Origin of the sequence: Stappia sp. (assembly GCF_040110915.1) — a bacterium.
Taxonomy (GTDB): domain Bacteria; phylum Pseudomonadota; class Alphaproteobacteria; order Rhizobiales; family Stappiaceae; genus Stappia.
The window spans coordinates 3,844,334-3,864,946 of sequence record NZ_CP157793.1 but is presented as its reverse complement, the minus strand read 5'-3'; the positions used below and the strand labels follow the sequence as shown (position 1 = coordinate 3,864,946).

Genomic DNA, 20,613 nt, shown 5'->3' with positions numbered 1-20,613 from the left:
TCGAACCATCGCGATGTGACGAAACCGCCGCTCGGGCGCGTCGGTCTTATTCCGACGCGGCCTCGGCTTCGGCCTTCTTCGCCGCGTTGGCGGCTTCCTTCGCCGCCTTGGCGGCGGCGGCCTCGGCCTTCGCCTCGTCGTTCAGGCGACGCGCGCGGGTGTTGGTCGCTTCCACGATACGCGCCGACTTGCCGCGACGGCCGCGCAGGTAATAGAGCTTGGCACGGCGCACCTTGCCGCGACGCACGACGTCGACGCCTTCGAGCATCGGCGAGTAGACCGGGAACACGCGCTCCACGCCCTCGCCGTAGGAGATCTTGCGGACGGTGAAGTTCTCGTTCAGGCCGCCGCCGGAGCGGGCGATGCACACGCCTTCATAGGCCTGCGTACGGGTGCGGTTGCCTTCGGTCACGCGCACGTTCACGCGGATGGTGTCGCCCGGCGAGAATTCGGGAAGCTTGCGCTGCGCCTCGATCTTCGCCATTTCCTCGGCGTTGAGCTGCTCGATGATGTTCATGGCACTGCCTTTTCGATGCTTTGCCGGTCAGAGCGTCCGCGCGCATGTCACGCATGCGGGGGCGAATTCACCGCGTTTTGGCCATGCCGGCGTCCCGCCGGCGGTGGAATTTCGGTCGGGTGCGTGCCCCTGGCCGGTTCGGCCCGGACTTTCGGTCTGGACCTTCGATCCGGCAGAGCGTTCCAGGGAAAATGGACCCACGAAACAACGACAGGCGCCCGCGGCGCCGAGGGGCACCCGAGTGAGGCGCGTGATACCTCAAGTCCGGGCGCTTGTCATGCCTTTTTTGGCCCGGGATCCGGCCGTTTTGCCCGATAGGCGTGCCAAAGGTCGGGCCGGCGCTCGGCGGTCAGGCGCTCGGCCTGCTCCTGGCGCCACCGGGCAATGCGCTTGTGGTCGCCGGAGGTGAGCACGTCGGGGATCGTCCGGCCCTCGAAGTCGCGCGGCCGGGTGTAGTGGGGGTGTTCGAGCAGGCCCGTCTCGAAGCTCTCCTGCGCGCCGCTTTCGGCGTTGCCCATCACCCCGGGCAACAGGCGCACCACGGCGTCGAGCAGAACCATCGCCGCCAGCTCGCCGCCCGACAGGATGTAGTCGCCGATGGAGACCTCCACGAGATCGCGCGCCTCGATCACCCGCTGGTCGATGCCCTCGAAGCGGCCGCAGACGATCAGCGCGCCGGGACCGGCGGCAAGCTCGCGCACCAGCGCCTGATCGAGCGGCCGGCCGCGCGGGCTCATCAGGAGACGCGGGCGCGGATCGTCGCTCGGGCTGGCGGCGTCGATCGCTCTTGCCAGAATGTCCGGGCGCAGCACCATGCCGGCGCCGCCGCCGGCCGGCGCGTCGTCGACCGAGCGGTGCCTGTCGGTCGCGTGATCGCGGATCTGCCGCGCGTCGAGCCGCCAGTCGCCGCGCTCCAGCGCCTTGCCGGCGAGGGAGACCCCGAGCGGACCGGGAAACATCTCCGGATAGAGGCTGAGAACGGTGGCGGCGAAGGTCATGATCGGGTCGTCGGGTCCATGCGGCGCGGGCGTCGTGCGGCGGTTACCATTGGTTAAGATCCGGAGCCTAGCCTGTCCGGCCAAGGGTGCCGTCCCGCGCCGGAGTTGCCATGCCCATCGTGACCGTTTCCCTCCCGCGCTGGATCGCACGCTTCGCGGAGCGCGACTACATCGATCTGTCCCTGTCCCGCGTTCTGCCGATGGCGGTGCTGATCGGCTACGGCGTGCTCGTCGGGCTGGTGTTCAACACCGGGCTTCAGCATCCCTGGGACAAGGTGCAGCATCTGGTCTTCTTCGCGCTGCTGACGCTTGCGATCCATGCCTTCTTCTGTTGCCGGCTGCGCCTGTCGGCGGGGGCCGCCATGGCGCTCGGCATTCTCGGCGAGGGCATCCAGGCGCTGACGCCGCACCACCATGCCTCGCTTCTCGACGTGGCGGCCAACACGGTCGGTGTCGCCCTCGTGGTGGGAACCGTGGTGCTGATCCGCTCCGAAACGCGGGCCGCGCTCGCCGAACAGGCGGACGGGTTCGAACCGCAGGATCAGCTCTCCGACGCGCCCTTGGCCGCGTCGCCATCCGCGCCGTCGTCTGCTCCGTCCGCTGTCTCGTCCCCCGTTTCATCCACGTAATCGGCTGGCGGAACCACGATCACGCGTCCGCCCGCGATATCGATTTCCGGCACCGCCTCGCGCGTGAAGGGCACGTAGAAGGTCGCACGACTGTCGGATCCCCGCTCCGGCGCGATCTCGAGCAGGTCTCCGGCGCCGAAATCCGGCACGGCGACGATCCGGCCCAGCGTTTCGCCATCGCGGGTCACGGCGGCGAGGCCGAGCAGGTCGGCGTGATAGAACTCGTCCGCATCCTCAAGGTCCGGCAGGGCATCGCGCGGCACGAAAAGCTCCGTGCCGTTCAGCGCCTCGGCGGCGCTGCGGTCGTCGACGCCGGCGAACTTGGTGATCGCCATCGCCTTTTGCAGGCGCGCGCGTTCGACCTCGAGGATCTTGCCTTGCGCGGTGCGAAGCGGTCCGTAGTCGGCAAAGGACAGCGGATCGTCGCCGAAGCCCTTGACCCGGACCTCGCCGCGAATGCCGTGCGGAGCCCCGATGCGGGCCATCAGGATCAAGTCGGACGCCTGATCGGAGGACACGAGCGCACCTCTCCCGCTGGAACCGTGACACGTTGAAGCTGTGACCCGGCCGTCTCCCGGCCGGCGCACCCGCCGCGACGCGCTCGCGCGCCCGGCAGCGGGACCCGTCCCGTGCGCGGGGCCGGGTCCCGAGAGACGCGGATTACTCGGCCGCGGCTTCCTCGCCACCCTCGGCGGCGGCAGCGGCGGCTTCCTCGGCGGCCTGCTGACGCGCTTCCAGTCGCTCCTTGGCCTTCGCGCCCGGCTCGGCCTTCTTCGGGTTGTTGCGCGGCGCGCGCGTCGCGACGCCGGCGGCATCGAGGAAGCGCAGGACGCGGTCGGTCGGCTTGGCGCCATGCTGCAGCCAATGCTGAACGCGCTCGATGTCGATCGAGATGCGGTTCTCGTCGTCCTTCGGCAGCATCGGGTTGTAGACGCCGACCTTCTCGATGAACCGGCCGTCGCGCGGCGAGCGCACGTCGGCGATCACGATGCGGTAGAACGGACGCTTCTTGGCGCCACCGCGGGCAAGACGGATTTTCAAAGCCATGGGGGTGTCTCCTGTGATCGTTCGCCTGATTATCGGCGAATGGCTTCGTGGTGGCGGATGACATCCTTCACGATGAAGTTCAGGAATTTCTCCGCGAAATCGGGGTCGAGATCGGCATCGCGGGCAAGCGCCCGCAGCCGTGCGATCTGTCGCTCCTCGCGCGCCGGATCGGCGGGCGGAAGATCGTGGGTCGCCTTCAGCACGCCGACCTTCTGCGTGCACTTGAAGCGTTCGGCCAGCATGTGGACGAGCGCGGCGTCGATGTTGTCGATCGAGGCGCGCAGTCGGCCAAGCTCGCCCAGCGCCTCGGAGGCGGGATCGAGCAGGCGTTCGGCGTCGGTGCCGGCCGTGCGGGTTCGGGCGTCGCGGGCGGTCGGAATATCGGTCATTTTTTCTTTCCCCGTGCCATGCCCGGCATGCCGCCGAGGCCCGGCAGTTTCGCGCCGCCGGGGCCGGGAAGACCCGGCATCCCGCCGGGCAGGCCGCCCGGAAGACCGCCGCCGCCGCCCATGCCCGGCAGCTGACCGGACTTGGCGAGTTTTTCCAGTTCCTTGGGATCGATGTTCGGCATGCCGCCAGGCATCCCGCCGCCCATGCCGCCCATCATCTTGCCGAGCAGGCCGCCCTTGCCCTTGCCCATCTGCTTCATCATGTCCGCCATCTGGCGGTGCATCTTCAGGAGCTTGTTGACCGCGGCGACGTCGACGCCGGAGCCGGCGGCGATGCGCTTCTTGCGGCTGGCCTTGAGGAGCTCGGGCTTGCGCCGTTCCTGTGGGGTCATCGACTGGATGATCGCGACCTGGCGCTTGATCATCTTGTCGTCGAGATTGGCCTCGCCCATCTGCTTCTTGAGCTTCCCCACGCCCGGCATCATGCCCATGATGCCCGACATGCCGCCGAGCTTTTCCATCTGCTTGAGCTGCTCGGCGAGGTCCTCCAGATCGAAGGCGCCCTTCTGCATCTTGGCGGCCATCCTGGCCGTCTTTTCCTCGTCGAACTCGCGCGCGGCCTTTTCGACCAGCGAGACGATGTCGCCCATGCCGAGGATGCGGTCGGCGATGCGCGAGGGATGGAAGTCCTCCAGCGCGTCCGCCTTCTCGCCGGTGCCGATCAGCTTGACCGGCTTGCCGGTGACCGCGCGCATCGACAGGGCGGCGCCGCCGCGCCCGTCGCCGTCCATGCGGGTCAGCACGATGCCGGTGATGCCGACGCGCTCGTCGAAGGAGGTCGCGACGTTGACCGCGTCCTGACCGGTCAGCGAATCCGCGACCAGCAGGATCTCATGCGGCGCGGCGGAGGCCTTGATCTCGGCCATCTCCACCATCAGCGGCTCGTCGATATGCGTGCGGCCGGCGGTGTCGAGCATGACGACGTCGTAGCCGCCGAGCTTCGCCGCGGTCATCGCCCGGCTAGCGATCTGCACCGGCGACTGGCCGGCGACGATCGGCAGCGTGTCGATGCCGGTCTGCTCGCCGAGCACCTTGAGCTGTTCCTGCGCGGCCGGGCGGCGGGTGTCGAGCGAGGCCATCAGGACCTTGCGCTTGTCCCGCTGGGTCAGCCGCAGGGCGATTTTCGCGGTGGTCGTCGTCTTGCCCGAGCCCTGCAGGCCGACCATCATCAGCGCCACCGGAGCCGGCGCGTTGAGGTCGATCGGATCGGCCTCGGCGCCCAGCATCTCCACGAGCTGGTCGTGCACGATCTTGACGACCTGCTGGCCCGGAGTGACCGACTTCAGGACTTCCTGGCCGACGGCGCGGTTGCGCACCTTGTCGGTGAAGGACTTGACGATCGGCAGGGCGACGTCGGCCTCGATCAGCGCGCGGCGGACCTCGCGCAGCGCCTCGGACACGTCGGCCTCAGACAGCGCACCGCGTCGGGTGAGCTTGTCGAGAATGCCGCTCAGGCGATCGGACAGACTTTCAAACATGTCCTTCGTGTCCTTTCACGTGCCGTCTCAGGCGTCCTGCGTGAGGCGCGTCCGGAGGCTCCGGGGCGCGCGTTCGGTGGCGGGCGCGGCCCCGCAAGGGCGCGCCTACGAAAAGAAAAGCCCACGGCGGGGCGGCACCCGAGGGCGCATCGCGCTGTCGGGTGGGAGCCTCCGGGATCTCTTTAGACCTTCGCGGGTCCCGGTCGGCCGATCTGATTGTGGTCGCTCTTTTCGAAAGTTGCAGGCGCAATGCCGCAAAATGGTCCGCGAGTCAAGCGGAACCGGCCGGCACGTCCGCTCTGCCGGCACATTCCCCCGCCGGCGTATCCGGCGCGCCGCGGCTCGCCGAGTCGATGGTTTGGTCTTGCCTGCCGCGGCGACGAGGCGCATAAGGCGAGTGATCCTGGCGCCGTTGCGCGTCGAAACCGGACGTGGACGATGGACTTTCGCGCGGTGGCGCAGCCGATCGGCTGGCTGATGATCGTGATCGCCGTGTTCATGCTCCTGCCCGCCGCGGTCGACCTGAGCGCGGGCAACGCCGACTGGAGCGGCTTCGTCCTGTCGGCGGCGCTGGTCGGATGCACGGGTGCGACCATGGCGCTGGCCTTTTCGGCGCCCTCCAACGTCATGCGCCGACGCGAGATTTTCCTCTTCGTCAATCTTGCCTGGGTGGTGAGCGGACTGTGCGCGGCCTTGCCGATGATGTTCGGCGCGGCGCGCATGTCCGTGTCGGACGCGGTGTTCGAGGCGGTGTCCGGGCTGACGACGACGGGCGCCACGGTTCTCACCGGTCTCGACACGCTGCCGGTCGGCCTGCTGCTCTGGCGCTCGCTGCTGCAATGGATGGGCGGGATCGGCATCGTCGTGCTCGGCATCTGGCTGCTGCCGGGACTGCGGTCGGGCGGCGCACAGCTGTTCGCGGTGGAATCCTCGGAGACCGCGACGAAACCCTATGGCCGCATCGAGCCGTTCCTGATGCGGCTGCTGGTGCTTTACGTCGGGCTGACGGCGGCGGCGGGGCTTCTCTATCGCCTCGGCGGCATGGATGCGTTCCAGGCGCTCAATCACGCGCTGACGACGGTGTCGACCGGCGGCTACTCGACCTCCGACCGGTCCTTCGGCCAGTTCACGGCCCTGCCGCTCTACTGGGTCGCGATCGTCTTCATGACGTTGTCGAGCCTGCCGTTTCTCTTTCTCATCCGCTTCGTGGAACGGGGCGAGCGGCGGGATCTGCCGCAGATCGCGTTCTTTCTCGGCCTGGTGGCGTGTGCCTCTCTCGCCGCCTTCACGGTGCTCCACCTGCATGCCAGCGCCGACCCGTGGCGCGAGCTCACACTTGCCGTCTTCCATGTGGTCTCCGTCGTTTCGACCACGGGCTACGCGAGCGAGGATTATCTGAGGTGGGGGCCCTTCGCCCTGACGCTCTTCTTCCTGCTGACGTTCTTCGGCGGGTGCAGCGGGTCGACCTCGGGCGGTTTCAAGGCGTTTCGCGCGGTCGCGCTGCTGAGGCTGATCCGCACGCGCGTCCAGCTCCTGATCCGCCCGCACCGGGCCTGCGCGGCGCGCTATGACGGGCGCAGGCTGACGCCGGACGTCGCCGAGGGCATCTTCGTCTTCGCCATCGTCTATGTCGGGACCTTCGCGCTGTTCGCGCTGGTCTACGCGGGCGCGGGGCTCGATCTGGAGACCGCGCTGAGCGCGTCGATCACCGCGCTCGCCAACGTGGGTCCGGGCGTGGGCGCGATCATCGGGCCGGCGGGCACGTTCCAGTCGCTCGGCGATGCCACCAAGCTGCTTCTGGCCTATGAGATGATCCTCGGCCGGCTGGAGATCCTGGCCGGCCTGCTCGTGCTTCTGCCGGAATTCTGGACCGGCGATTGAGGCCTCAGCCCGCCGGCGTGTCCCGGGCGCCGAAGATCGCGGAGCCGACGCGCACATGGGTGGCGCCGAAACGGATCGCGCTTTCGAAGTCGCCGGACATGCCCATCGACAGTTCCTCCAGGCCGGTTTCGCGGGCGAGTTTCTCAAGCAGCGCGAAATGCGGGCCCGGCATGTCCTCGACCGGGGGAATGCACATGAGGCCGGCGACGTCGAGGCCGAGCTCGTCGCGGCACAGCGTCACGAAGGCGGGCGTCTCCTCGGGCGCGATGCCCGCCTTTTGCGGTTCCGCGCCGGTGTTCACCTGGATGAAGAAGCGCAAGGCGCGGCCCTGGCGCTCGCATTCGCTCTTCAGCACGCGGGCGATCTTCTCCCGGTCGAGCGTATGGATCACGTCGAAGAGGGCGACCGCGTCCTTCGCCTTGTTCGATTGCAGCGGTCCGATCAGATGCAATTCGAGGTCCGGCGTCTCTGCCTTCAGCGCCGGCCATTTGCCCTGTGCCTCCTGCACGCGGTTTTCGCCGAAGACGCGCTGGCCGGCGGCGATCACCGGGCGGATCGCGTCGGCGTCGAAGGTCTTGGAGACGGCGATCAGCGTGGTGCTTTCGGGGGCGCGGTCGGCCTCGGCCGCGGCGGCGGCGATGCGGGCGCGGATGTCGGCGAGACGGGCGGGGGCGTCGGCGGCGGTCATGATGGGCACTCTCCAGTATCGCGATCGGCCGGTGTCGGGCCGTGATGCGCCGACTTCGCCGCGAATGCAAGCGCGGGCATGTGCGCGGCCGGCGCGCGCGGGCGCGCGGTGCGATGCCGGTTGACCGCGCGCCGGATTTCTGGTGACAGTCCCGCCACGTCTCATCATCACCCACGGGAAAAGCAATCACATCATGGCGACGGAGCGCTACAACGCCGGCGAGGCGGAGAGCCGCTGGCAGCGGGTCTGGGACGAAACCCAGGTCTTCGCGACCGCGAACGACGACCCCCGGCCGAAATACTACGTGCTGGAAATGTTCCCCTATCCGTCGGGCCGCATCCACATGGGGCACGTGCGCAACTATGCGATGGGGGATGTCGTCGCCCGCTACAAGCGCGCCAAGGGCTTCAACGTGCTGCACCCGATGGGCTGGGACGCCTTCGGCATGCCGGCCGAGAACGCCGCCATGCAGAACAAGGTGCACCCGCGCGACTGGACCTACCAGAACATCGAGACCATGCGCGGCCAGCTCAAGGTGATGGGCCTGTCGCTCGACTGGGCGCGCGAGTTCGCGACCTGCGACGTGGCGTATTACACCCAGCAGCAGCGCCTGTTCCTCGATTTCCTGAAGGCGGGGCTTGCCTACCGCAAGAACTCCAAGGTCAACTGGGATCCGGTCGACATGACCGTGCTCGCCAACGAGCAGGTCATCGACGGGCGCGGCTGGCGCTCGGGCGCGGTCGTGGAGCAGCGCGAGCTGACCCAGTGGTTCTTCCGCATTTCCGACTGGTCCGAGGAGCTTCTCTCGGCGCTCGACGATCTCGACCGCTGGCCGGAAAAGGTCCGGCTGATGCAGAAGAACTGGATCGGACGCTCCGAAGGCCTGCACATCCGCTTCGAGTTCACCGAGCCGGCGCCGACCGGCGACGCGGTGCTGGAGATCTTCACCACCCGCCCGGACACGCTGTTCGGCGCCTCCTTCATGGGACTGTCGCCGGACCATCCGATCGCGCTCAAGCTGGCAGAGGACAATGCGGAGATCGCGACGTTCCTCGAGACCTGCCGGCACATGGAGACCTCGGAAGAGGCGCTGGAGACGGCGGAGAAGATCGGCATCGACACCGGGCTGAAGGTCGTGCATCCGCTCGATCCGGAGCTGGAGCTGCCGGTCTATATCGCCAACTTCATCCTGATGGATTACGGCACCGGCGCGATCTTCGCCTGTCCGGCGCACGACCAGCGCGATCTCGACTTCGCCCGCAAGTACGGCCTGCCGGTGAAGCCCGTCGTGCTGCCCGAGGGCGCGGATCCGGCGACCTTCGAGATCGGCGACGAGGCCTATGTCGAGGCCGGCACGATCTACAATTCCGACTTCATGGACGGGCTGTCGATCGAGGATGCCAAGAAGGCGGTGGCCGAGCGGCTGGTCACCCGGCCGGTCGACGGCGGCGTGCCGCAGGCGGAACTGCAGGTGAACTACCGGCTGCGCGACTGGGGCATTTCGCGCCAGCGTTACTGGGGCTGTCCGATCCCGGTCATCCATTGCGACGATTGCGGCGTGGTGCCGGTGCCGGTCAAGGATCTCCCGGTCGAACTGCCCGACGACATCGACTTCGACAAGCCCGGCAATCCGCTCGACCGGCATCCGACCTGGCGGCACGTGGAGTGCCCGTCCTGCGGCGGGCCGGCGCGGCGCGAGACGGACACGATGGACACCTTCGTGGATTCGTCCTGGTATTTCGCGCGCTTTACCGATTCCGGCGCCGAGACGCCGACCGATCCCGAGGTCGCCAATGCCTGGCTGCCGGTCGACCAGTACATCGGCGGCATCGAGCACGCGATCCTGCATCTGCTCTATTCGCGCTTCTTCGCCCGCGCCATGTGCGAGACCGGACACCTGGGCGTGAAGGAGCCGTTCAAGGGTCTGTTCACCCAGGGCATGGTGACGCATGAGACCTACAAGGGGCCGGACGGGGCCTGGCTGTCGCCGGCCGAGGTACGCATCGAGGGCGACGGCGACCAGCGCCGCGCGCTGCGTCTCGACGACGGCGAACCGGTCGCCATCGGGTCGATCGAGAAGATGTCGAAGTCGAAGAAGAACACCGTCGACCCGACCGACATCATCGAGACCTATGGCGCGGATACCGCGCGCTGGTTCATGCTCTCCGACAGCCCGCCCGAGCGCGACGTGCAATGGACGGAAGCCGGCGTGCAGGGCGCGTGGCGCTTCATGCAGCGCGTCTGGCGGCTGGTGAAGGAGATCACCGAGGACATTCCGGCGCGGGTGCGCCCGGCCGAGGTGGGCGAGGCGGCCACCGCGCTGCGGCGCACGACGCACAAGACCTGCGCGGCGGTGTCGGCCGACATCGAGGCGCTCGCCTTCAACCGCGCCGTGGCGCGGCTCTATGAGCTCGTCAACACGCTCTCCAAGGCCTGCCAGGGCGATACCAGTGGCGACGACATGCGGTTCGCCATTCGCGAGGCGGCGGTCTATCTGGTGCAGATGATGGCGCCGATGGCGCCGCATCTGGCCGAGGAATGCTGGAGCATGTTCGGCCACGCCGAGCTGCTGGCGACCACGCCCTGGCCGGATGTCGAGGACGAGCTTTTGATCGAGGACACGGTGGTTCTGCCGGTGCAGGTCAACGGCAAGAAGCGCGCCGAGGTCACGGTCGCGCGCGAGGCTTCCAAAGACGAGGTGGAAGCGGCTACGCTGGCGCTCGACGCGGTTCAGCGCGCCCTCGACGGCAAGCCGGCCCGCAAGATCATCGTGGTGCCGCAGAGGATCGTGAATGTCGTCGTCTGATACGAGGATGCGCCGGCCGGGCGGCCCGGCACCGACGCGCCGGGCGGCGCTTGGCCTGGGCCTTGCGGCCGCGCTGGCGCTCGCCGGCTGCCAGGTGCGCCCGCTCTACGGCACGGTGGGGAGTGCGGCCGGCGATCCGGCGCTCGCCGACGAGCTTGCCCGCATCGACATCGATCCGGTCGACACGGTGGCGGACCGCGAGCTGGAGCGCGTCGGGCAGGTGCTGCGCAACGAGCTGATCTTCGGCTTCCAGCGCGGACGCTCCGCGCCCGATCCCGCCTATCGCCTCAGGATCATCATCGACCGGCCGCTCGGCGAGGTCGGCGTGGAGCGCCTCGCCGACGTGCCGGCGGCCTATACGGTCACGGTGAACGCAAGCTATGTGCTGAGCGAAATCGGCTCGGGACGGACGCTGGAGACCGGCAGCGCCTTTGCCACCGCGTCCTTCGACTTTTCCAGCCAGCGCTTCGCCAACCTGCGCGCCGAGCGCGACGCGGAAGACCGGGCCGCCAAGGCCGTCGCCGTCGACATCCAGACCCGCATCGCCGGCTTCTTCGCCGCCCGGAGCTGATCCGCGATGGTGGCGCTCAAGGCCGGCGAGGTCGACCGGTTCGTCGCCAATCCGCCGGACAATGTCCCGCTGGTGCTGGTCTTCGGTCCCGACGTCGGGCTCGTGTCGGAACGCGCGCAGGCGCTCGTCGCGGCGGCGAGCGGCGGCGTCGACGATCCGTTTTCCCTGGTCAAGCTCGATGCGTCCGATGTCGTCTCCGATCCTGCGCGTCTGATCGACGAGGCGCTGACCGTGCCGCTGTTCGGCGGTCGGCGCGTGGTCTGGGTGCGCGACGGGGCGGGCAAGAACCTGGCCCCCGCCGTCGATCCGCTGTTCGGCCAGCTCGATCCGGCGACCGCGCTCGTCGTCATCGAGGCCGGCGATCTGAAAAAGGGAACCGGGCTGCGCAAGAAGGTCGAGAGCGACCGGCAGGCGGTCGCCATCGCCTGCTATGCGGACGCGGAGCGGGATCTCGAACGCATCATCGACACCGAAACCCGGGAGGCCGGGCTCACGATCACCCGCGAGGCGCGTCAGGCGTTGATGGGCCTGCTCGGGGCCGACCGGCTGGCGAGCCGGGGCGAGGTGCGCAAGCTCTGTCTCTACGCGCATGGCCAGACCCGCATCGAGACGGCGGACGTGGAGGCGATCATCGGCGATGCGTCGGCCTTCGCCGTGGACGCGCTGATTGACGCTGCGGCACTCGGCGACCTCGCGACGCTCGATCACGGGCTGGAGCGGCTGGAGGCCACGGGGCAGCGCGCCGACGTGATCGCGGGCAGCGCCCTGCGGCATTTCCAGTTTCTGGCGCGCGCGCGCGTCGACGTCGACCGCGGGGTGGCACCGGCGCAGGTGGTCGAGCGGGCGCGCCCGCCGGTGTTCTTCAAGCGCCGCGCGGTCATTGCGCGGCAACTGACGCTGTGGTCGGCGGAGGATCTCGGCAAGGCCGGGGAGCGGCTGGGGGCGGCCGTGGCGGAGGCGCGCAAGGCGCCGACACTCGCGCCGGCGCTGGTCAGCGACGTGTTCCTCACGCTCGGGCGGGTCGCCCGCGCGAGGGCCGCGCGGAGATAAGAAAGCGCGAGGGCCGCGCGGAGATAAGAAAGCGCGAGGGCCGCGCGGAGATAAAAAAGGGCCCGGGCCGCGCGGAGACGGACAAGCGCGCAGGGAGCGCGGGTCGCCCCCTCGCCTTTCCGGATAATGGCCCCTTCCGGGAAAAGCCCCGTCAGCCGGCTTCGATGCCGGGGATCTTGCGGTCGGTGCGCATGATCGGGCCGCCGTGCTTGTGTTTCGGCTTCGGCGTCCTGGGGCCGCCGGCGGTGAGCGGGCGATCCGCATACTGGCCGTGCACGCGGTGGCGATCGTAGAGCACGATGGCGCCGGCGACCGCGATGTTCAGGCAGAAGCGCGTCGGGATCTTGATGGTGTGGTGGCAGGCGGCCTGCATTTCCGGCGACAGCGAGCCGCGTTCGGGACCGAGCACATAGGCGGCCTTGAGCGGATGCATGAAGCTTGGCAGGTCCACAGCGTCGTCGGTCAGTTCGACGCCGACGAGCTGGCAGCCGTGCGGCAGATCCATGTCGGCCATCGTCGGCCAGTGGAACAGCGGCAGGTGGCCGGGGCTTTTCGAGGTGTCGGAGGCGGGCGCCTTGCGGATCTTGCGGTCCGCGTCGACGGTGAAGAAGAAGCTCGCGCCGAAGGCATGCGCGGAGCGCATCAGATTGCCGAGATTCATCGGCTTGGAAATGCCTTCCGCCCCGACGGCGAAGTAACCGCGCATGAAACCTGCCTGTGATGGACCGTGGATGCGCCCGACATACGCGCCGAACGGCCGGCTTGCAAGCATCGGTCTCTTGCCGGATTCTCCCGACTCGTCGTTCATGCTAGTCATTCATCGTGAAAAATGCGGGGGCACTGCGAAAAATGCGGGGGGCATCGTCTTGAAAGCAGTGATTTGCGACAGGCTGGGGCCGCCGGAAGACCTGACGATCGCCGAGATCGCGGCGCCCGAGCCGGGCCCCGGCGAGGTGCTGGTCGCGGTCCAGGCGGCGGCGCTCAACTTCTTCGATACGCTGATCATTCAGGGAAAGTATCAGTTCCGGCCCGAGCCGCCGTTCTCGCCGGGCGCGGAGTTCGCCGGCACGGTGACGGCCATCGGCGAGGGGGTCGAGTTGTTCGACCCCGGCGACCGGGTGATGGGCTACATCAAGTGGGGCGCGGTGCGCGAGCAGGTCGTCGCCAGCGAGGACGATCTCGTCGCCTTGCCCGACGACGTTTCGGATGCCGCCGCGGCTGGCCTGACGGTGACCTATGGCACCACGCTGCACGCCTTCCGCGATCGCGCCGATCTGCAGCCCGGAGAGACCGTCGCGGTTCTGGGCGCGTCGGGCGGGGTCGGGCTGGCGGCCGTGGAGATCGCCAAGGCGATGGGCGCGCGGGTGATCGCCTGTGCCTCCAGCGCGGAGAAGCTCGAGCTTGCCCGCAAGCACGGGGCGGACGAACTCGTCAATTATGCCGAGGAAGACCTGAAGCTTCGCCTCAAGGCGCTGACGGACGGCTGCGGCGTCGATGTGGTCTACGATCCCGTGGGCGGACCCTATGCCGAGCCGGCGCTCAGGGCGACCGGCTGGCGCGGGCGCTATCTCGTCATCGGGTTCGCCGCCGGCGAGATCCCGAAACTGCCGCTCAATCTGGTGCTGCTGAAGGGCTGTGACGTGCTGGGCGTGTTCTGGGGCGATGCGATCGTCCGCGAACCCGAGGCGCATCGCGACAACATGGCGCAATTGCTGGCCTGGGTCGCCGACGGGCGGATCGTGCCGCATATCCACGGCGTCTATCCGCTTGGCGAGACGCCGTCGGCGCTGCGGCAGATCGCGGAGCGCAAGGTCTCGGGCAAGGTCATCATCACGCCGTGAGAGCGGTCCCGGCCGTCCGGCGCCTGGGCGGCCGGTCAGGCCGCGCCGTCGCAGGCGTGCGCGCGGCGCACTGCCGTGAGACCAGGGAGTGTCGCGTCTCGATGGCGATGTTTCGAGCGCGGCAAACGCACGACCGTGCGTCGGCCGGTCAGGCCGCGCCGTCGCAGGCGTGCGCGCAGCGCACTGCCGTGAGACAAGGAAAGCGCCGCCGACGTCAGGCTTCGAAGCGGGCGATCACCGGCGCGTGGTCGGAGGGCTTTTCCCAGCCGCGTGCGGCGCGCAGCACCTCCATGCGGGTCGCCTGACCGGCGAGATCCGGCGTCGTCCAGACGTGGTCGAGGCGGCGGCCCTTGTCGGCGGCCGACCAGTCCTTCGCCCGGTAGCTCCACCAGGTGTAGAGCTTGTCCTCCATCGGCACGAAACGGCGCATCACGTCGACGAGACCGCCGGCGGCGCGCACGGCCTCCAGCCTGTCGCATTCCACCGGCGTGTGGCTGACCACCTTCAGAAGCTTCTTGTGCGACCAGACGTCGTGCTCATACGGCGCGACATTGAGATCGCCGACGACCACGGTCGGTGTGGTCAGGGAGGCGAAGCGGTCGCCCATCTCGTCCAGGAAGGCGAGCTTGTGGGCGAACTTGTCGTTCACCTCCGGGTCCGGCTCGTCGCCGCCGGCCGGCACGTAGAAATTCTGCACCGCGACGCGCGAGCCCGCGACATCGACCTCCACCGTCAGGTGACGGCTGTCGCCCTTGCCGCAGTAGTCGATCCGCTCCTCGCTGAGGAAGGGGCGGCGGGAGAGCGTCGCGACACCGTGATAGCCCTTTTGCCCGTGCACCGCGATGTGCTCGTAGCCGAGCTTGCGCAGGGGGCCGAGCGGGAAATTGCCGTTCGGGCACTTGGTTTCCTGCAGGCACAGGATGTCGGGCGCATGATCGAGCAGCAGCTTTTCGACGATCGGCAGGCGCAGGCGCACCGAATTGATGTTCCAGGTGGCGATCGTCAGGCGGTCGGTCATGGGCGCGGGTGGTCCTGCGAAAGAGCGGAAAGGTCCCCCCGGACATGCCAGCCCCGGCGCCGCGATGCAAGCGGGACGCGAGGTGTGGCCGCGCTGGCGCGCGATGGCCGGACGATTGCGGGGAGCGCCCGTTCATTCTCCTTGCCGGGCGCGCGCGGGCTCGCGATAACGAAGGCGGCCGCGATGTCGCGGCGACACACCAGACAATGGGGCTGTGCCATGGGCTTTTTCGATTTCGTGAAGGATGCGGGCAAATCGCTGTTCGGCAGCGACGAGCCGGAGACGAATGCCGCCGAGGCCATCGAGAAGGAAGTCGCCGCGCTCGGGCTCGACGGGGACGTCAAGGTCGAGGTCGCCGGCGACACGGTGAAGATCGCCGGCGCCGCGCCGACGCAGGAAGCGCGCGAGAAGCTGATCCTCGCCGCCGGCAATGTGCTCGGCGTCGCCAAGGTCGAGGAGGAGATCGCCGTGGCCGAGGCCGCACCGGAGGCGACCTTCCACACCGTGGACAAGGGCGACACGCTGTGGGCGGTGGCCCAGAAGGCCTATGGCGACGGCTCCAAGTATCAGGTGATCTTCGAGGCCAACCGCCCGATGCTGTCCGATCCGGACAAGATCTATCCCGGTCAGGTCCTGCGCATTCCGGCGCTGGGCTGATCCGGTCTTTCTCCGTCTCCCCCGTCGTTTTGACGAGGGGGGCGATCACGATCGCGCGAGGCCGTGCCGAAAGGCGCGGCCTTTCGCGTTTCGCCTCCGTGCCGTCGCGGTTTCTTGGTAAGCTCCTCGTTAACGCTTGTCCCCTACGGTCTCCCCGTGAGGAAGGGGAAGGGCGCTCCGGCCAGACCGCCGGCGCTGCCCTTGGTGGACCGAAGAGAGAATGATGCTGGCGCGCGTGCTGTCCCTGATCTGTGCCCTGTCGCTGGCCGCCTGCGCGGCGTTCGACTTTCCCGATCCCACGCCGGAGGATTTCGCGATCCACGGCATCGACGTCGCGCGCTATCAGGGCGACATCGACTGGCACCGGGTGAAGCGCGCGGGCACGGAGTTCGCCTTCATCAAGGCGACCGAGGGCGGCGACTATCTCGATCCGAAGTTCATGCAGAACTGGATGGGCGCCAAGGCCGCCGGCGTGCCGCGCGGGGCCTATCATTTCTATTACTTCTGCCGTCCGGTCGAGGACCAGATCGCCTGGTTCATCGAGAACGTGCCGAACGATCCCGATGCCCTGCCGCCGGTCCTGGACATGGAGTGGAATGCCTACTCCAAGACCTGCCGCGATCGCCCTCCGCGCCCGCAGATCATCCGCGACATGCGGCTCTTCCTGGAGGCGGTCGAGGCGCATTACGGCAAGCGGCCGATCATCTATTCCTCGGTCGACTTCCACCGCGACCGGCTGGTCGACGCCAAGCACGGCCACGATTTCTGGCTGCGCTCGGTGGCAAGCCACCCCGACCGCAAGTACGAGAACCGCAAGGACTGGGTGTTCTGGCAGTACACGGCCGAGGGCCGCGTCGACGGCATCAAGGGCGACGTCGATCGCAACGTCTTCTTCGGCACCCGCTCGCAGTGGCGGAAGTGGCTCAAGGGCGAGCTGAAGCGCCGGTAGGGGGTCGGGGCGGCCTCCGGCTTCAGGCGCATCGGACTTGCACAAGCGCTGTTGTGTCGCGTTTCAGCCCGATTTTCTTCCACAAGCCGTCTTGTGGTGCGGGAAACTTGCACAAACCGGTTTGTGTGAGACTTTCCGAGATTTTCCGACCGCAAACGGCGCGCTCTTGTCTCTCGCTCGGGCTCTACCGGGAAGCGGGCGAAGCAGCAACCGGTGGCACACTGCGGCTACCTGCACGTTTCTCCGCGGCCGGCTGGAAGGTCATCTTCGGCGGCCGGTCACAACAGTAGGAGTGACCCAAGGGCGAGTTGAAGCGCCGGGCGCGCGCTCGCATCAGGGACCTCAGCGCGTTGCGTGGCCTAGCACCATCTGATCTTATGCATGCGTTCTCAAAGTTCTTTTGGATCGCGTATGCATGGATCGTGACCGGTTACCGACCTCCCGAGAATCCAGGACGAGCAACGGTGGCCTCGGTCTCGTTTTTGCCGGAGCGCTGGCCGGGATCGTCGTCACCGTCTTTGCCGTCGTTTTTCTTGTCGACAGCCTTTCCTGGGATTGGCAGCGGCTGACTGGATCGGACTCCCCCAATCTGATCGAGGCCTGGCGCAACATCGGACTGATCGCGCTCGGCGCGGTCGGGATCGGTCTCGCCACCTGGCGCTCCATGATCGCACATCGGCAGACCCGAACCGCCGTGGAACAACGGCGGATTTCGGAACGTGGTCTCAACGTCGACCGCTACCAGAAGGGCGCGGCGATGCTGGAAAGCGAGGAGTTGCCGGTGCGTATCGCTGGCATCTACGGCTTGCGCGAACTGGCGATGAGCGACCCGGAAGAAAGCTATATTCTGGTTCAGTCGGTGTTGTTTGCGTTCATTCGGGAGACGTCAAAAAAACGCGCGCTGAAGGCGCCCGATACTGCTGTTAGTGGCAAATCTCAATTCGCGACCACCGAAGTGCGGCAGATCAATGAGGGCATAGGTGTGGATATCGAGGAGGCATTGGACGCTACAAAGTCGCTGCGGAGAATTGTAAAGACCGCCTCCGCTTTGGAAGCCGCCGCAGCTTGGCGCCCGAATCTCAAGAATTCAGTTTTCTCAGGGTTGGATCTAGCTCGCGTCGACCTTCGAGGGGCTGATCTTCAAAATGCCAATTTTAAAGGAACGAGGCTTTTCTGTTCCGATTTATCCAACACTCGATTGAAAGATGCAGACCTTACTGGTGCAGAACTGTTGGACGCCAATTTGTCTGGGGCTATCCTAGCTGAAGTGAACTTTTCTCAAGCGAGTTTGAGGCGCTCTAATATTTCCGCAGCGGAGCTGGTATCTAACAATATATCAGATGCTAATCTTTACAATTTGATTTTTGATAATCAAACATTGTTAATTGGTGTCTGGGCGTGGGCGGATCGCCCACCAAAGAACATACCGCAAGAAATCGCGGATCAGGTCATCTATTGCGATCCGGCTATGCGCAAAGAGGGGGAATGATTTCGTAGTCTTGTCAGAAAGTGTGTCTGCGCGACGTCCACCCGTTAGGATAGCAGGTTGCGATACCGGATTGCGCGAGCGCGGTGACCAAGAGCCCAATCGTTTACAGGGCTGTGGCGGCCGCGCACGGGCGATCGCTGCGAATACCATGGGCTCTCAGGGGACGTCCGGGTGCCAATGGGCCCCGGCTCTCGCTTGCGCTCGGCCGGGGTGACGTCCATGGAGGCCGAACCAGATGGGCATCGCGGCAGCCGGTACGGCTTGCCTGTTTCGGTTTTTGTCTTGTCGGCGCATCCGGCCGAAATGACGTCGGATTGGTGACCCCACTTGGCATCACTCTCCACCTCTGGCGTCCGCCCGGACCCAGGGCCGTGGAGACCTGGGGCAGCGGAGACCCGGAGGGGGCGCAGATGCGGGCTTGCGGAGCCGGGGCGGGGACGGGCGGAGGTCGGCGTCTGCCGCCCCCAACCCGTTTCCCGGCCTCGTTAGGCCGCCGCTTCGGCGCGGGTGCCGACGATTTCCACCACTTCGCGCATGATGTCGTTGAGCTGGAAATCCTTCGGCGTGTAGACGGCGGCGACGCCCATGGCCTTGAGCTGCCTGGCATCCTCGTCGGGGATGATGCCGCCGACGACGAGCGGGATGTCGTCGATGCCCTGGGCGCGCAGGCGCTCCAGCACGTCGCGCACCAGCGCCAGATGCGAGCCGGACAGGATCGACAGGCCGATGACGTGGACGTCTTCCTCGAGTGCTGCGTTGACGATCTGCGCCGGCGTCAGGCGGATGCCCTCGTAGACCACTTCCATGCCGCAGTCGCGGGCCCGAACGGCGATCTGCTCCGCGCCGTTGGAATGCCCGTCGAGGCCGGGCTTGCCGACCAGGAACTTGAGTCGGCGGCCGAGCTTCGTCGACACCGCGTCGACGGAGGCGCGGATGTCGGCCAGATCCTCGGCATCGGTCCGGGCCGCCTTGCCGACGCCGGTGGGCGCGCGGTACTCGCCGAAGACGTCGCGCAGCGCCGCGCCCCATTCGCCGGTCGTCACGCCCGCCTTGGCCGCGGCAATCGACGGTTCCATGATGTTGCGGCCCTCGGCGGCCGCCTGCTTGAGCGCGGCGAGGGCGGCCTGCGCGGCCCCTTCGTCGCGCGCCTCGCGCCAGGCCTGGAGCTTCTCGATCGCTTCCGGCTCGACATGCTCCGGCACGGTGAGAATGCCGCCGTCCTCGCCGCTCGCCAGCGGCGACGGTTCGCTTTCGGTGAACTTGTTCACGCCGACCACGATCTGATCGCCGCTCTCGATGCCCGCCAGCCGCTCCGCGTTGGCGGCGACCAGCGCCTGCTTCATGTAGCTCGACTCGACCGCCGCGATGGCGCCGCCCATGTCGTCGATGCGGGCAAGCTCGGCGCGGGCCTCTTCCTTCAGCGCCTCGACCTTCTGCGTGATCACCTCGGAGCCGTCGAAGATGTCGGCGTACTCGAGCAGGTCCGTCTCATAGGCGAGGATCTGCTGGATCCGGAGCGACCATTGCTGGTCGAAGGGGCGCGGCAGGCCGAGCGCCTCGTTCCAGGCCGGCAGCTGCACGGCCCGGGCGCGCGCGTTCTTCGACAGCACGACGGCGAGCGCCTCGATCAGGATGCGGTAGACGTTGTTTTCCGGCTGCTGCTCGGTCAGGCCGAGCGAATTGACCTGCACGCCATAGCGGAAGCGGCGGTAGCGCTCGTCCTCCACGCCGTAGCGCTCCCGGCAGATCTCGTCCCACAGCTCGGTGAAGGCGCGCATCTTGCAGATCTCGGTGATGAAGCGCATGCCGGCGTTGACGAAGAAGGAAATACGCCCGACCGCCTTGGGGAAGTCCTCAGGCGGGATCGCGCCGCTGCCCTTCACCTCGTCCAGGATGGCGACGGCGGTGGCGAGCGCGAAGGAGAGCTCCTGCACCGGCGTCGCGCCGGCTTCCTGCAGGTGATAGGAGCACACGTTCATCGGGTTCCACTTCGGCATCGCCTCGTAGGTCCAGGCGATGACGTCGCGGGTCAGCCGGAGCGAGGGCGCGGGCGGAAACACATAGGTGCCGCGCGACAGGTATTCCTTGACGATGTCGTTCTGCGTCGTGCCGGACAAAAGCTTGCGATCCGCGCCCTGCTCGTCGGCCGCCGCGACATAGAGCGCCAGCAGCCAGGGGGCCGTCGCGTTGATCGTCATGGAGGTGTTCATCTTCTCCAGCGGGATCTCGTCGAACAGCGCGCGCATGTCGCCGAGATGCGCCACCGGCACACCGACCTTGCCGACCTCGCCGCGCGACAGCGGATGATCGGGGTCGTAGCCGGTCTGCGTCGGCAGGTCGAAGGCGACCGACAGGCCGGTCTGTCCCTTGGCCAGGTTGCGGCGGTAGAGCTTGTTGGATTCCGACGCGGTGGAATGGCCGGCGTAGGTCCGGAAGATCCATGGCCGATCACGGGGCCGATCACGGGTCGACGCACCGGGTTGCGTTGTGCCGGTCGATGCCGCACTCTTTGGGGCCTGGCTCATGGGGTACTCCTCGCATTCGC

The 20,613-nt window shown here is 67.5% G+C and carries 19 protein-coding genes; 9 read left to right on the top strand and 10 right to left on the bottom strand.

Features of this window, described 5'->3' with window-relative positions:
* Positions 1 to 46 precede the first annotated feature (46 nt).
* Both rplS and trmD read right to left on the bottom strand, forming a co-directional pair.
* The gene (gene rplS, locus ABL312_RS17240) at positions 47 to 517 is read right to left on the bottom strand and encodes a 50S ribosomal protein L19 (RefSeq protein WP_349358635.1); all 471 of its coding nucleotides are present in this window, start codon (positions 515 to 517) and stop codon (positions 47 to 49) included.
* A gap of 275 nt (positions 518 to 792) precedes the next feature.
* Positions 793 to 1,515 carry a tRNA (guanosine(37)-N1)-methyltransferase TrmD gene (trmD, locus tag ABL312_RS17235; protein ID WP_349358634.1) on the bottom strand — a complete coding sequence of 241 codons (723 nt, stop codon included), beginning with the start codon at positions 1,513 to 1,515 and terminating at the stop codon, positions 793 to 795.
* A gap of 110 nt (positions 1,516 to 1,625) precedes the next feature.
* Here trmD and ABL312_RS17230 point away from each other — a divergent pair, with 110 nt between their 5' ends.
* A complete protein-coding gene (locus ABL312_RS17230) occupies positions 1,626 to 2,144 on the top strand; it encodes an antibiotic resistance protein VanZ (protein ID WP_349358633.1) in 519 nt (172 codons plus the stop codon).
* Here ABL312_RS17230 and rimM read toward each other — a convergent pair.
* The 4 genes from rimM to ffh form a co-directional block, all read right to left on the bottom strand.
* Positions 2,057 to 2,662, bottom strand: coding sequence for a ribosome maturation factor RimM (gene rimM / locus ABL312_RS17225; protein ID WP_349358632.1), 606 nt, complete (start codon positions 2,660 to 2,662; stop codon positions 2,057 to 2,059). The two genes, ABL312_RS17230 and rimM, sit on opposite strands and share 88 nt — an antisense overlap.
* 142 nt (positions 2,663 to 2,804) lie before the next feature.
* Positions 2,805 to 3,191, bottom strand: coding sequence for a 30S ribosomal protein S16 (gene rpsP / locus ABL312_RS17220; protein ID WP_349358631.1), 387 nt, complete (start codon positions 3,189 to 3,191; stop codon positions 2,805 to 2,807).
* Positions 3,192 to 3,220: 29 nt separating this feature from the next.
* Positions 3,221 to 3,517 (bottom strand): chorismate mutase, encoded by a 297-nt coding sequence (locus ABL312_RS17215; protein ID WP_349361443.1) that lies wholly within the window; start codon positions 3,515 to 3,517, stop codon positions 3,221 to 3,223.
* A gap of 59 nt (positions 3,518 to 3,576) precedes the next feature.
* Complete coding sequence (ffh, locus tag ABL312_RS17210; protein WP_349358630.1) at positions 3,577 to 5,118, bottom strand: signal recognition particle protein; 1,542 nt, start codon at positions 5,116 to 5,118, stop codon at positions 3,577 to 3,579.
* A gap of 438 nt (positions 5,119 to 5,556) precedes the next feature.
* On the opposite strand from ffh, the gene ABL312_RS17205 reads away from it, so the two are divergent.
* The gene (locus tag ABL312_RS17205; RefSeq protein ID WP_349358629.1) at positions 5,557 to 6,999 is read left to right on the top strand and encodes a TrkH family potassium uptake protein; all 1,443 of its coding nucleotides are present in this window, start codon (positions 5,557 to 5,559) and stop codon (positions 6,997 to 6,999) included.
* Between the two features lie 4 nt (positions 7,000 to 7,003).
* Here the strand turns inward: ABL312_RS17205 and ABL312_RS17200 are convergent, their stop codons facing one another.
* Positions 7,004 to 7,687, bottom strand: coding sequence for a YggS family pyridoxal phosphate-dependent enzyme (locus ABL312_RS17200; RefSeq protein WP_349358628.1), 684 nt, complete (start codon positions 7,685 to 7,687; stop codon positions 7,004 to 7,006).
* Positions 7,688 to 7,880: 193 nt separating this feature from the next.
* Here ABL312_RS17200 and leuS point away from each other — a divergent pair, with 193 nt between their 5' ends.
* Genes leuS through holA form a run of 3 tightly spaced genes read left to right on the top strand, consistent with a single transcriptional unit; the run spans position 7,881 to position 12,114 of the window.
* Positions 7,881 to 10,493 (top strand): leucine--tRNA ligase, encoded by a 2,613-nt coding sequence (leuS, locus tag ABL312_RS17195; RefSeq protein ID WP_349361442.1) that lies wholly within the window; start codon positions 7,881 to 7,883, stop codon positions 10,491 to 10,493.
* A complete protein-coding gene (gene lptE / locus ABL312_RS17190) occupies positions 10,480 to 11,064 on the top strand; it encodes an LPS assembly lipoprotein LptE (RefSeq protein ID WP_349358627.1) in 585 nt (194 codons plus the stop codon). The genes leuS and lptE overlap by 14 nt, the downstream gene beginning before the upstream one ends.
* A 6-nt stretch (positions 11,065 to 11,070) precedes the next feature.
* The gene (gene holA / locus ABL312_RS17185) at positions 11,071 to 12,114 is read left to right on the top strand and encodes a DNA polymerase III subunit delta (RefSeq protein ID WP_349358626.1); all 1,044 of its coding nucleotides are present in this window, start codon (positions 11,071 to 11,073) and stop codon (positions 12,112 to 12,114) included.
* A gap of 151 nt (positions 12,115 to 12,265) precedes the next feature.
* Here the strand turns inward: holA and ABL312_RS17180 are convergent, their stop codons facing one another.
* Positions 12,266 to 12,820 carry an RNA methyltransferase gene (locus tag ABL312_RS17180; RefSeq protein ID WP_349358625.1) on the bottom strand — a complete coding sequence of 185 codons (555 nt, stop codon included), beginning with the start codon at positions 12,818 to 12,820 and terminating at the stop codon, positions 12,266 to 12,268.
* A gap of 160 nt (positions 12,821 to 12,980) precedes the next feature.
* Between ABL312_RS17180 and ABL312_RS17175 the strand changes: the two genes are divergently transcribed.
* Positions 12,981 to 13,955, top strand: a complete 975-nt coding sequence (locus tag ABL312_RS17175; RefSeq protein WP_349358624.1) for an NADPH:quinone oxidoreductase family protein — start codon at positions 12,981 to 12,983, stop codon at positions 13,953 to 13,955.
* Between the two features lie 214 nt (positions 13,956 to 14,169).
* On the opposite strand, the gene ABL312_RS17170 is transcribed toward ABL312_RS17175, so the two are convergent.
* Positions 14,170 to 14,973, bottom strand: a complete 804-nt coding sequence (locus tag ABL312_RS17170; RefSeq protein ID WP_349358623.1) for an exodeoxyribonuclease III — start codon at positions 14,971 to 14,973, stop codon at positions 14,170 to 14,172.
* A 219-nt stretch (positions 14,974 to 15,192) separates the two neighbouring features.
* Between ABL312_RS17170 and lysM the strand changes: the two genes are divergently transcribed.
* The 3 genes from lysM to ABL312_RS17155 all read left to right on the top strand — a co-directional run bounded on the left by lysM (position 15,193) and on the right by ABL312_RS17155 (position 18,068).
* The gene (lysM, locus tag ABL312_RS17165) at positions 15,193 to 15,630 is read left to right on the top strand and encodes a peptidoglycan-binding protein LysM (protein WP_349358622.1); all 438 of its coding nucleotides are present in this window, start codon (positions 15,193 to 15,195) and stop codon (positions 15,628 to 15,630) included.
* A 223-nt stretch (positions 15,631 to 15,853) separates the two neighbouring features.
* Positions 15,854 to 16,579 (top strand): GH25 family lysozyme, encoded by a 726-nt coding sequence (locus ABL312_RS17160; RefSeq protein ID WP_349361441.1) that lies wholly within the window; start codon positions 15,854 to 15,856, stop codon positions 16,577 to 16,579.
* Positions 16,580 to 16,994: 415 nt separating this feature from the next.
* Positions 16,995 to 18,068, top strand: a complete 1,074-nt coding sequence (locus ABL312_RS17155; protein ID WP_349358621.1) for a pentapeptide repeat-containing protein — start codon at positions 16,995 to 16,997, stop codon at positions 18,066 to 18,068.
* A gap of 485 nt (positions 18,069 to 18,553) precedes the next feature.
* Here ABL312_RS17155 and ABL312_RS17150 read toward each other — a convergent pair whose 3' ends face one another.
* Entirely contained in the window at positions 18,554 to 20,593 is a 2,040-nt protein-coding gene (locus ABL312_RS17150) for a protein meaA (RefSeq protein ID WP_349358619.1), read from the bottom strand.
* Positions 20,594 to 20,613 lie beyond the last annotated feature (20 nt).

Bases quoted from the DNA above. Each gene is read 5' to 3' on its own strand.
- ffh (WP_349358630.1), bottom strand. From the start codon at position 5,118: ATGTTTGAAAGTCTGTCCGATCGCCTGAGCGGCATTCTCGACAAGCTC.
- ABL312_RS17200 (WP_349358628.1), bottom strand. From the start codon at position 7,687: ATGACCGCCGCCGACGCCCCCGCCCGTCTCGCCGACATCCGCGCCCGC.
- ABL312_RS17150 (WP_349358619.1), bottom strand. From the start codon at position 20,593: ATGAGCCAGGCCCCAAAGAGTGCGGCATCGACCGGCACAACGCAACCC.
- leuS (WP_349361442.1), top strand. From the start codon at position 7,881: ATGGCGACGGAGCGCTACAACGCCGGCGAGGCGGAGAGCCGCTGGCAG.
- rpsP (WP_349358631.1), bottom strand. From the start codon at position 3,191: ATGGCTTTGAAAATCCGTCTTGCCCGCGGTGGCGCCAAGAAGCGTCCG.
- holA (WP_349358626.1), top strand. From the start codon at position 11,071: ATGGTGGCGCTCAAGGCCGGCGAGGTCGACCGGTTCGTCGCCAATCCG.
- lysM (WP_349358622.1), top strand. From the start codon at position 15,193: ATGGGCTTTTTCGATTTCGTGAAGGATGCGGGCAAATCGCTGTTCGGC.
- ABL312_RS17160 (WP_349361441.1), top strand. From the start codon at position 15,854: ATGCTGGCGCGCGTGCTGTCCCTGATCTGTGCCCTGTCGCTGGCCGCC.
- ABL312_RS17205 (WP_349358629.1), top strand. From the start codon at position 5,557: ATGGACTTTCGCGCGGTGGCGCAGCCGATCGGCTGGCTGATGATCGTG.
- trmD (WP_349358634.1), bottom strand. From the start codon at position 1,515: ATGACCTTCGCCGCCACCGTTCTCAGCCTCTATCCGGAGATGTTTCCC.
- lptE (WP_349358627.1), top strand. From the start codon at position 10,480: ATGTCGTCGTCTGATACGAGGATGCGCCGGCCGGGCGGCCCGGCACCG.
- ABL312_RS17155 (WP_349358621.1), top strand. From the start codon at position 16,995: ATGGATCGTGACCGGTTACCGACCTCCCGAGAATCCAGGACGAGCAAC.
- rplS (WP_349358635.1), bottom strand. From the start codon at position 517: ATGAACATCATCGAGCAGCTCAACGCCGAGGAAATGGCGAAGATCGAG.
- ABL312_RS17230 (WP_349358633.1), top strand. From the start codon at position 1,626: ATGCCCATCGTGACCGTTTCCCTCCCGCGCTGGATCGCACGCTTCGCG.
- ABL312_RS17180 (WP_349358625.1), bottom strand. From the start codon at position 12,820: ATGCGCGGTTACTTCGCCGTCGGGGCGGAAGGCATTTCCAAGCCGATG.
- ABL312_RS17170 (WP_349358623.1), bottom strand. From the start codon at position 14,973: ATGACCGACCGCCTGACGATCGCCACCTGGAACATCAATTCGGTGCGC.